Origin of the sequence: Pseudomonas sp. FJ2-5-13 (assembly GCF_029201605.1) — a bacterium.
Classification (GTDB): Bacteria; Pseudomonadota; Gammaproteobacteria; order Pseudomonadales; family Pseudomonadaceae; genus Aquipseudomonas; species Aquipseudomonas lactis.
This window is the reverse complement of record NZ_CP104045.1, coordinates 3,076,086-3,085,328: the sequence shown is the minus strand read 5'-3', so window position 1 is coordinate 3,085,328 and position 9,243 is coordinate 3,076,086. Positions and strand designations below refer to the sequence as shown.

Sequence of the window (9,243 nt, the reverse complement as noted above, 5' to 3'; positions counted from 1 at the left end):
TTAGTGTTGATGCCAAAACAGGTGGACAGTCCACTAGTTTTATGACGGTAGTTACTGATTCACAAGGCAACTTGGTGAACACATTTCCTGGGAAGACGTTCTGAATTATGTATTACTTAATGATGTGGGATACAGGTTTAGCAGCCGTCGGCCGAGATGGCTGTCTTGATCGTATCGAGATTCCTTTGGATGTGGCGAGTTTTTTCTTTCGGCTGGATGTCGAGCAATTTCCAATGCTTTCCAGCTTGAGTTTTGACGATTATGACCTATTTTTCGGGACGCAGATTAGTGCACTTGCTGATGAGTTGGTTGCTGTGGCGAACATCAATCCTTCGATGTCAGAATTGGTTAAACAGATGCTAGGTTTATTGTTTAAGGCGCAAAGCTTAAGTAAAGCTGTTTTGTTTGACCCGTTTAAGTGAGGGTGTATAAAAAAGGGTGATAAAAGGGGGCGGATTTATTTTAAATCTTTTAGGTTTGACGGGTGTCCCACTCTTTGCGTTTGGCTTCCCAGGCGATTAAGGCGCAAACCACCGCAGGGGCTGGGTCTTGTACATGTAGTTACTCATGGATTATCTCCAGTCAGGCGCCGCACTCCGGTGTCCGATGGTGGTAATTTGGTTTGGGTTGGGGTATTAATGCCGAATTTTTTGAAGGATCAAAACTATGCGTATTTGGATTGGCTCACTGATGCTGCTCACCTCCGCTGTAGCGCTGGGTGATGAGGCACAGCTGAAGCAGTGGGAAAAGATGGATCGCTGCTCTAATGCAGCCTTTATCGCGGTAAAAATCTTGGAAGAAAGTGCAGACACGTCCAAACAAGCACTGGCCCTACACGGAGCCGTAGAAGGGCTAAAAACCAACACAAAATTGAAAGAAGCGACACCGACTGGAAACGAAGTCATTGGCGCCTATAACTTTGCGCTTCGGATCTCTTATGAGATGCCTCGACCCTTCGCAAAGCGTGAGCATGATTGGCTCATTGCTCAGGCAGCGACTGCATGCACTTTATGGGTTCCAAGTGTTGGCGCTCAGTAATCAAAGCCAGTGGATGGCCGGCGTTCATTTATCGATCGAGCAACTGACCTGATCATGCCGCTACTTCGTATTTACGGCCGTTCCAGTCCCGGCGGTGCCCTCCGCTAACGGATGCAGCATGGCGGGCAATAGAGGGTTGAGCTAGGATTTCTACTTTTTTCAAGGACGAGGCGCAATGAACAAGCTCAAGGCGATGAATGCGGCGGTAGAGCGCTTTTTCAGCCGATTTTCTCGTAAACAGTTCTTCGTGGCGTTCGCCGTCATCACTGCGGTCAACTACTGGCTGGCCTATAACGTCGCAGGCTACAAGTCGGTCTATCTGGCCATGCTCGGAGGTTTTTTCTTCGGCCTGATGTTTGCGAAATTCGAGCCAAATAAGTAATCGCCAATTACGCTTTTCAGCCTGACGGATTCACTCATTTTTACCGTAGTCTAGCGGCGTAATAACCACAATGAGGTTCAGTAAACAGCCCCGCTTGCGCGCGGGGCGTCACCACTCTTCACTTACCGAGTTTCTTGCGTACGTCGTCAGCCATCGGACCAACAGCTCTCACTGCATCCTTGAGCTGTTGCTCGGTTACACCGAACTCTTTGGTCCAGTGCTTCACCTCCCAAGCTTCCGAGGTGTTTACTCGAGCGCGATCTTGCGGGCCACGGTTTTTCAAATCGTCAGACATATTTAGCTCCATGCGGGATGACTTGGAAGCGCCCAAGCCTATCTCGATAGAACGTTAGTACAAGACGGTAGTTCGGTCTGAATAAAGAGGTGGGGAATTCGTTCGGCAGGACGCCAGGCGAGGGAATTGCGGAACAGAAAAGATAAGGGCCTGCCCAGGTTTCCCTGGCAAGCCCTTGATATCTATGGTGCCCGAACCCGGAATCGAACCGGGACGCCCTTACGAGCGGGGGATTTTAAGTCCCATGCGTCTACCAGTTTCGCCATTCGGGCGGTAGCGCGGTGTAACAGGGTTGGGAATATATAGATCCAGCCGCTTCAGCGCAACCTCAAAGCCGGTTTTCCCGCATAAAGATGCGCAGGAAAAAGCGTGGCAGATCAGTGATCTACAGGGCCTTTGTGTCAAGTCCTGATGAACGCACGCAACGCAGGAACAAGCCCCATAAATGACAGTCATAGCGATATGCCATTTCGGCATTTCGGCATTTCGGCATTTCGCAAGGAGTCGTTTGATGCTCAGTGTCCGTAAGCAGGCTTGGATCATGGCCCTGGGTGTGGCGGGTTTGTTAAGCACTGCCATGCTCAGCCCGGCGCAGGCGGGGAGTGCGGTGCGGTGGGGTGAGTTTAGTGCGTCGTCTTCAGACAAGTTGACGGCCGGCTCGATGGACGTGGACGGTGCCTATGTGTTGAAGCCGTCGGGTGTTTCCGTGGGTGCTATCGAGGCGCTGCAAGCTGGGCAGAAACAGAGTCAAAGCGAACTGCAAAGCTTGAAAAGCAAAGTGGAGGGCCAGGAGCGTGCGTTTGATGAGTTCAAGCGTAAGGACGGTTCGAGTGCCAGTAGCAGTGACAGCCAGCTGTCGAGTCTCAAGCGGACGGTGGATGAGCAGAAGAGCACGATAGAGCGGCAGAAAGGCGAGATCGACGGGCTCAAGCGTAGCCTGGATGAGTTGAAGCGCAGTGTGGAGAATTTGAGCAGCAAGGTGAAGTGATTAGTGTGGGAGCTGGCTTGCCTGCGATGGCGGCCTGACAGCCGACATCTGTCTTGCTGACACCCCGCGATTCTACTGTGGGAGCGGGCTTGCTCGCGAAGGCGGCCTGGCAGTCAACACAGTTGTGTTGTGTACATATCCATTCCTGCGGTAACGGCCACTTAGGGTTCCGCTCTGACAGCGGGTCACTTTTGGAAAAGAGCCCCAAAAGTAACCAAAAGGGCTCTTGCCCCACCACTCGGCACCTCGCTTAGGCTCGGTGTGCCCGTAATCCGCCAGTGATTTGGGGGGCCGCCGCCACGCGCCATCCATGGCGCGGGGCGGCTAAACCGGCATCCCTGCCGGTTTCCCCCCCAAATCCCTGTCGAATTCCGGCCAGCGTGGTTTAACGGGGCGCCTAAGATCAAAAGCAGATCAAGAGCGACTCGCTTCGCATCGTGGTTGCCGTCTGCTGTTACAACTCACAAAGTTGTGTAGATACCTATGGCCATCGCAGGCAAGCCAGCCCACATTGATCGTGTCTGTATTTAGTCAATCAGTGCCAGCAAGTCGGTAATCCCCACATCCACACCCGCCTGGCTCAGCAGTGTCGTCACCTGGCCGCGGTGATGAGTCTGGTGGTTGAAAAAGTGCACCAGCAAACCGAAGAAGGGCTTCTCGGCGGCCAGGCCGCGCATGTTGTGATAGCGCAGGCGTTGGTCGAGGTGGGGCTCTTGCAGGCTGTGGGCCCAATCGATGATGAGTTGATCCAGCCAGGCGCGATGGGCCGCTAGTTCGGAAAGGCTGGGGAAGGCTACTTGCTCGAGGTCGCTGGGCGTGGCCACCCCGTTCAGCGGCGCCAAGGCCGCAAAGTTGGCCGGGTGTTCGGCAAAGCGTTTGAGCCAGACGGTGTCACCCAGCATCAGGTGGTTCAAGGTGCCGAAGATCGAACCGAAAAACGCTTGGCGGTCCAGAGTCAACTGCGCGTGTGTCAGGGTGCCGGCGGCGTCGTAGACCTTGCGGTTCATCCATTGGTTGTAGGTGGCCATCAACGCAATATGCTCGATGCGGTTCACCGCTGTTCTCCCTTGTCGGCGTGATGGCACCATCATAAAGCTTGCCCGCCCGACGGTCATGGTGTTCCATCAGGGGAGGACTATGTTTGATCAACGCCACTATTGCGCCCCGGAGGGCGACACCATGAATACCAGCGATCTACTGGAACAACTGTTGCGTGCAGGGCAGCAAGGCGGCGGCGCTTCGGGCGGCGGCCTGGGCGGGTTGCTAGGTGGGCTGTTGAAGGGCGCCGGCACCGGCAGTGCATCTTCGGCTGGCGGCGGTTTGGGTGGTTTACTCGGTGGCCTGGGTGGCTTGTTGGGCGGCGCTCCGGCAGGTGGCACCTCCCAGACGCGTAGCGGCGGTGGGATGAACTACGCGGCGCTGGCGTCCCTGGGGATGGCGGCGTTCCAGGCGTACCAAGCCTGGCAACGCCAACAGGCCTCGGCACCGCAGCAAGCTATCCAGACCGTTGATCAGCTTGAAGGGCCTGAAGCCGAAGCCCATAGCCACGGCGTACTGCGGGCGATGATCGCGGCGGCCAAGGCGGATGGCAGGATCGATGAGCAAGAGAAGGAGATGATTTCTGCCGAGATCGGCCGTCATACCGACGACCCACAATTGCAGCAGTGGCTCGACGCCGAAGTCGCCAAGCCATTGGATGCCGGCGATTTTGCCGAGTATGCCGGTAACCCGGCAATCGCTGCGGAGATTTACCTGGCGAGCGTGATGCTGGTCGATGACCAACAGGACGCCGAGCGTAATTACCTCGACGACCTGGCCGGTCAGTTGCAAATCGATCCGCAATTGCAGGTGCATCTGGAGCAGCAGGCCAAAGCCTAGAACCTCAGCGTCGCCCCAGTGGTCAGCCACTGGGCGCGATCGCCAATCAGGCTGCGCCCGACTAGCACGTCCACGTCGACAAATTCGCCGATGTGCAAACGCGGCCCAGCCTGCCAGGCCTGTTCGCCGCCTTCCTGGCCATAGCGCTCGCCAATCAATGTGAGCGCGTCTGCCAACTGATATTCGAACCCCGTGCCCCACGTCAGGCGATGCTGTTGATCACCCTCGTTGTAGGCGTGGCTCCAGCCGGCGTTCAAGTTCAGCCGCAGGGGCGCCAGGGGTTGCCATGTGAGTGGGATGTTCAGGTCTGCGCCATCAAACCCGTGATGGCGATCCAGCGCGACATGCGCCCCGACAGCAACCGCCAGTTCCAAGCCCAAGTCTTGCCGTGACAGCACCTGCACCTTGGCTTGCGGGCTGATCTGCGTCTCGCCTTTGCCTGCATCCGTGGCCCGTGACAACGCGGCGCCCCATTGCACGGCAGGCATGGCGCTGAACGTGCAGGCGGGCGACACGTTGCTGTTGTGGGTACTGCCCGCGTGCCGCTGGGCGCTGTACCAGGCGTCGACGTTGCATTCCCCCGGCGCGTTGATCGCACCGTCATCAACCACATAAGCGCCGCCTGCGGCTTGCGCTTTTGAAATCAACGCGACGACAAAGACCAGGCCCAGCGTTATGCCGATAAAGATCAAGTTGCGCTGCAATGCACGGCGCTTTGCTGGCGGCAGTAACAGCAGGGTGTGGCGAGCGTGGCGTGCGCGATATTTGGTAAACCCGTCGCGGCGCGCCGGCGTGTATTTTTTGTGCATGATGCACCTCGCTTGAATTCAGCTTTCTACGGTCAGCACCGAAATGCCGCTGGCTTTGGCCTGGCAGACCAGCTCCGAGGTATCGTCACCGCCGGGCAGGGCGATGATCAGGTCGGGGCGGCTGTCGGCCAGCATGAAGTGGTTGCGCTGGCGTTCTGCCTGTTTGCCGTGGCGCTGCCAATTGGGCGGGTAACGCACCACGTCGATACCGATTTCACGCGCCCATTCCTCGATCTCGCTGCCGAGAAACTGGTTGCCGCCGTGGATCAATACCTGCACCGGGTGCAGGCGGTGGTAAGCGTCCAGCACGTGGCGGGACTTTTTGGTGTCGGCGTAATGACGACCGGCACAGATCAACACGCGCATGAGCAAATCCTTGTATTGCACGCTGGCGACCGGGCGGCCACCAGCGTTTGAACGGCGAGGAAGGTCAGTACCACTGCTTGAAGCGGCGGATGTAGATGGTCTTCATCAGTTGGGCCACACAGCAGTAAGCCAGCAGGGTGCCTACCAGCCATGGGAAGTACGCCATCGGCAGCGGTTGCAGACCCACCAGGGTGCCCAGCGGCGAGAACGGCACATAGATGCCCAGGGCGATCACGATGCAGGTCATCATCAACACCGGCCAGGCGGCTGTGCTCTGGAAGAACGGGATCTTGCGGGTGCGCAGCATATGCACCACCAGGGTTTGCGAGAGCAGGCCCTCGATAAACCAGCCGGACTGGAACAGCGTCTGCATTTCCACACTGTTGGCCGAGAACACGTACCACATCAGCGCAAAGGTGGTGATGTCGAAGATCGACGAGGTCGGCCCGATCCAGATCATGAAGCGGCCGATGTTTTTTGCATCCCACTTGCGCGGCTTAGCCAGGTATTCCTTGTCCATCTTGTCCCAAGGCAGGGCCAGTTGGGAGATGTCGTACATCAGGTTCTGCAGCAGCAGGTGGATCGCCAGCATCGGCATGAACGGAATGAACGCACTGGCCACCAGCACCGAGAACACGTTGCCGAAGTTGGAGCTGGCGGTCATGTTCAGGTACTTCATGATATTGCCGAAGGTTTCGCGGCCCTTGAGCACGCCTTCTTCCAGCACCATCAGGCTCTTTTCCAGCAGGATGATGTCGGCCGATTCCTTGGCGATGTCGGTACCGCTGTCCACCGAAATACCCACATCGGCATCCCGCAGCGCCGGCGCATCGTTGATACCGTCACCGAGGAATCCGACGGTGTGGCCGTTGGTTTGCAGGGCCTTGAGCACGCGGGATTTTTGCAGTGGCGTGAGTTTGGCGAACACCGTGCGTTCTTCCACGCGACGCAGCAAGGTGGCGTCGTCCATGGCTTCGATTTCCACGCCCAGCAGCGGCTGGCCGGGCTCCAGGCCAACCTGGCGGCAGATCTTGCTGGTGACCACGGCGTTGTCACCGGTCAACACTTTGATCGCCACGCCAATCTGTTGCAGCGCCGCAATGGCTGGGCCTGCGGTTTCCTTCGGTGGGTCCAGGAAGGTCAGGAAGCCCTGGATCACCAGGTTGCGCTCGTCGCTGGTGGTGTACTGCTGGCGTGCCAGTGCTTTGGGGATATTGCGGGTCGCCACTACGAGTACGCGGAAACCGTCTTCGTTGTAGTCATTGGCGAGTGCCAGCAAGGCGTCACGACGGCGGTCATCCAGGGGCAAGGCTTCGCCGGCCTCCATGACATGTGTGGCAATGCTCAGCATCTCTTCCACCGCGCCCTTGCATACCAGCAACTGGTCACCGGCGGCATCCTTGACCACGATCGACAGGCGACGACGAACAAAGTCGAACGGCAATTCATCGACCTTGCTGTAGGCAAACGGCACTTGGAACTTGGGGTTCTGTTCCGAGAACTGCACCACCGCCTGGTCCATCAGGTTTTTCATGCCGCTCTGGTGAAAGCTGTTGAGCCAGGCCAGGGACAGCACGGCGTCATCGCGCTGGCCGAAGGCATTGACGTGATGCTCGAGGATGATCTTGTCCTGGGTGAGGGTGCCGGTCTTGTCGGTGCACAGCACGTCCATCGAACCGAAGTTCTGGATCGCATTGAGGCGCTTGACCACCACCTTGCGCTTGGCCATGGCCGTAGCGCCCTTGGCCAGGTTGGCGCTGACGATCATCGGCAGCATTTCCGGGGTAAGGCCGACGGCTACTGCCAGGGCAAACAGGAAGGCGTCGCCCCAATCGCCCTTGGAGAAGCCATTGAGGAAGAACACGATGGGCACCATCACCAGCATGAAGCGGATCAGCAGCCAGCTGACACTGTTCACGCCCCGGTCGAAGGCGGTTTGCACCCGCGAGCCGACAATCGCCTTGGCCAGGGAACCAAAGTAAGTGCGCGGCCCCGTTGCCACTACCACCGCTTTGGCGCGGCCGCTGACCACGTTGGTGCCCATGAAGCAGATGTTCGGCAGGTCCAGCAGGTTGCCCTGGTCGGCGGCCAGGCTGGACGCGGATTTTTGCGTGACGTCGCCCAGGGTGTCGTACTTCTCCACCGGCAAGGCTTCGCCGGTCAGCACAGCCTGGCTGATAAACAGGTCGCGGGACTCGATCAGGCGGATATCGGCGGGGATCATGTCACCGGCAGACAACTGCACGATATCGCCGGCCACTAGGTCACGCATCGGTACTTCACGCAAGGTGGGCTGAGCACCAACCTGCTCGCGGCGCAGCACGGTGGCGGTGGTGCGTACCATGGCCTTGAGGGCCTCGGCGGATTTGGCCGAGCGGTGTTCCTGCCAGAAACGCAGCAGGCTGCTGAGCAACACCATGGTCATGATGATGACGACCTTGGTCGGGTCGGCTTCTTCGCCTTCCTGCATCGGTAGCCAGCAGTCAGTCACAAAGCTGATGCCGCCCAGGGTCAACAGCACGTAGATGAACGGGTTGTTCAGTGCCTGCAGGAACTGGATGATCGCGTGCGGCGGCTTGTCATGGGCGACTTCGTTATAGCCTTCCCGTTGCAGGCGCGCCGAGGCGTCCAACTCGGTCAGGCCGTCCTGGGTGGCCCGTACATTGGCGAGGGTGGCCGCCAGGCCATTGTGGGCTTCACGGGCGGCACGCATCGACAGCTTGGTGTCGGCGGCGGTGCCATTTTTCTTGTGCAGAGGCGTGTTTTTTACGGCGCTCATTGTCTGTACTCCTGTCGCCAATTCTCGACATAACATACCCGGTACTTACCTGCAGACAGGCGAGCGAAAGCATGCCGAGCCGCAAACTTCGCGATCGGTTTAAATAAGGTGTTCACATAACTTCTGAAGGGCCCGCTAACAGCGCGTTAGTTAACTAACGTGCAGCGGGCTACTACTGGACCTGTTCATAACGAACTCCAGGGTCATCAATAAGAAAGTTGTTGTTTCCAGCCAGCTCAGGCGGCGCGAGCGCTCAGGTAAAGACCGAACAGCAAGCGCGCTTGCGCCAGGCTGAAAACCTGGGGTCTCTGTGGGTCTAGAGGGTCGGCGTGATCCCAGTGCTGCATCAGGTGGCCGCTTTCAGGGCAGATACGCCAGTGCGCCAGCGGCGGGGCCGGGCGTACTTGAGGGGAGGGTATGGCAAAGGTCGAGCGGGTTGGCGAAAAGCCCACGGGTGCTCGGCACAGCTTGGCGCGCAGGGCTGCGGCCAGGGTGCGTGGATCGGGCAAAACAAGGAGTTGGAAGGTCATAACACACCTCGGGACCGGACGGGCGACCGGTGAGGCAGTTACGGTGGAGCATCAAGCTCTAGCGCAGCTTACCGGACCTGGAACGCGAGTCCTGTCATATTCTGGGTTTGGCGCCCGATGCCCGCAGAGGCGGTGCTCGGACAGCGACTAGATACTGTGTCCATTGGCTTCTTTTGTG

The 9,243-nt window shown here is 58.2% G+C and carries 11 protein-coding genes and 1 tRNA gene; 5 read left to right on the top strand and 7 right to left on the bottom strand.

All coding sequences use genetic code 11. The features are described 5' to 3' along the window. The first annotated feature begins 107 nt into the window (after nt 1-107). From N2A98_RS13465 to N2A98_RS13455, 3 genes are all read left to right on the top strand, one after another. The gene (locus N2A98_RS13465) at nt 108-422 is read left to right on the top strand and encodes a hypothetical protein (RefSeq protein ID WP_275622105.1); all 315 of its coding nucleotides are present in this window, start codon (nt 108-110) and stop codon (nt 420-422) included. Nucleotides 423-666: 244 nt separating this feature from the next. Further along, a complete protein-coding gene (locus N2A98_RS13460; RefSeq protein ID WP_122993389.1) occupies nt 667-1,038 on the top strand; it encodes a hypothetical protein in 372 nt (123 codons plus the stop codon). Between the two features lie 175 nt (nt 1,039-1,213). Then, nucleotides 1,214-1,420: a hypothetical protein gene (locus tag N2A98_RS13455; RefSeq protein WP_275622104.1), complete on the top strand. Its 207-nt coding sequence runs from the start codon at nt 1,214-1,216 to the stop codon at nt 1,418-1,420. A gap of 118 nt (nt 1,421-1,538) precedes the next feature. On the opposite strand, the gene N2A98_RS13450 is transcribed toward N2A98_RS13455, so the two are convergent. Next, on the bottom strand, nt 1,539-1,715 hold the full coding sequence (locus tag N2A98_RS13450) for a DUF3606 domain-containing protein (protein ID WP_275622103.1): 177 nt from the start codon (nt 1,713-1,715) through the stop codon (nt 1,539-1,541). Nucleotides 1,716-1,900: 185 nt separating this feature from the next. After that, a tRNA-Leu gene (locus N2A98_RS13445) sits at nt 1,901-1,987 on the bottom strand. Between the two features lie 239 nt (nt 1,988-2,226). Between N2A98_RS13445 and N2A98_RS13440 the strand changes: the two genes are divergently transcribed. After that, nucleotides 2,227-2,703, top strand: coding sequence for a hypothetical protein (locus N2A98_RS13440; RefSeq protein ID WP_275622102.1), 477 nt, complete (start codon nt 2,227-2,229; stop codon nt 2,701-2,703). A gap of 527 nt (nt 2,704-3,230) precedes the next feature. On the opposite strand, the gene N2A98_RS13435 is transcribed toward N2A98_RS13440, so the two are convergent. Beyond that, complete coding sequence (locus tag N2A98_RS13435) at nt 3,231-3,758, bottom strand: DinB family protein (RefSeq protein ID WP_275622101.1); 528 nt, start codon at nt 3,756-3,758, stop codon at nt 3,231-3,233. 124 nt (nt 3,759-3,882) lie between these two features. On the opposite strand from N2A98_RS13435, the gene N2A98_RS13430 reads away from it, so the two are divergent. Then, nucleotides 3,883-4,581, top strand: a complete 699-nt coding sequence (locus N2A98_RS13430) for a tellurite resistance TerB family protein (protein ID WP_047710926.1) — start codon at nt 3,883-3,885, stop codon at nt 4,579-4,581. On the opposite strand, the gene N2A98_RS13425 is transcribed toward N2A98_RS13430, so the two are convergent. The 4 genes from N2A98_RS13425 to N2A98_RS13410 all read right to left on the bottom strand — a co-directional run bounded on the left by N2A98_RS13425 (nt 4,578) and on the right by N2A98_RS13410 (nt 9,065). Next, nucleotides 4,578-5,390: a hypothetical protein gene (locus tag N2A98_RS13425; RefSeq protein ID WP_078467055.1), complete on the bottom strand. Its 813-nt coding sequence runs from the start codon at nt 5,388-5,390 to the stop codon at nt 4,578-4,580. The genes N2A98_RS13430 and N2A98_RS13425 overlap by 4 nt on opposite strands. Nucleotides 5,391-5,408: 18 nt before the next feature. Continuing rightward, nucleotides 5,409-5,756: a DUF2493 domain-containing protein gene (locus tag N2A98_RS13420; protein WP_005788155.1), complete on the bottom strand. Its 348-nt coding sequence runs from the start codon at nt 5,754-5,756 to the stop codon at nt 5,409-5,411. A gap of 64 nt (nt 5,757-5,820) precedes the next feature. Beyond that, the gene (gene mgtA / locus N2A98_RS13415) at nt 5,821-8,535 is read right to left on the bottom strand and encodes a magnesium-translocating P-type ATPase (RefSeq protein ID WP_044273943.1); all 2,715 of its coding nucleotides are present in this window, start codon (nt 8,533-8,535) and stop codon (nt 5,821-5,823) included. A gap of 236 nt (nt 8,536-8,771) precedes the next feature. Then, nucleotides 8,772-9,065, bottom strand: coding sequence for a hypothetical protein (locus N2A98_RS13410; protein WP_078803127.1), 294 nt, complete (start codon nt 9,063-9,065; stop codon nt 8,772-8,774). Nucleotides 9,066-9,243: the final 178 nt, after the last annotated feature.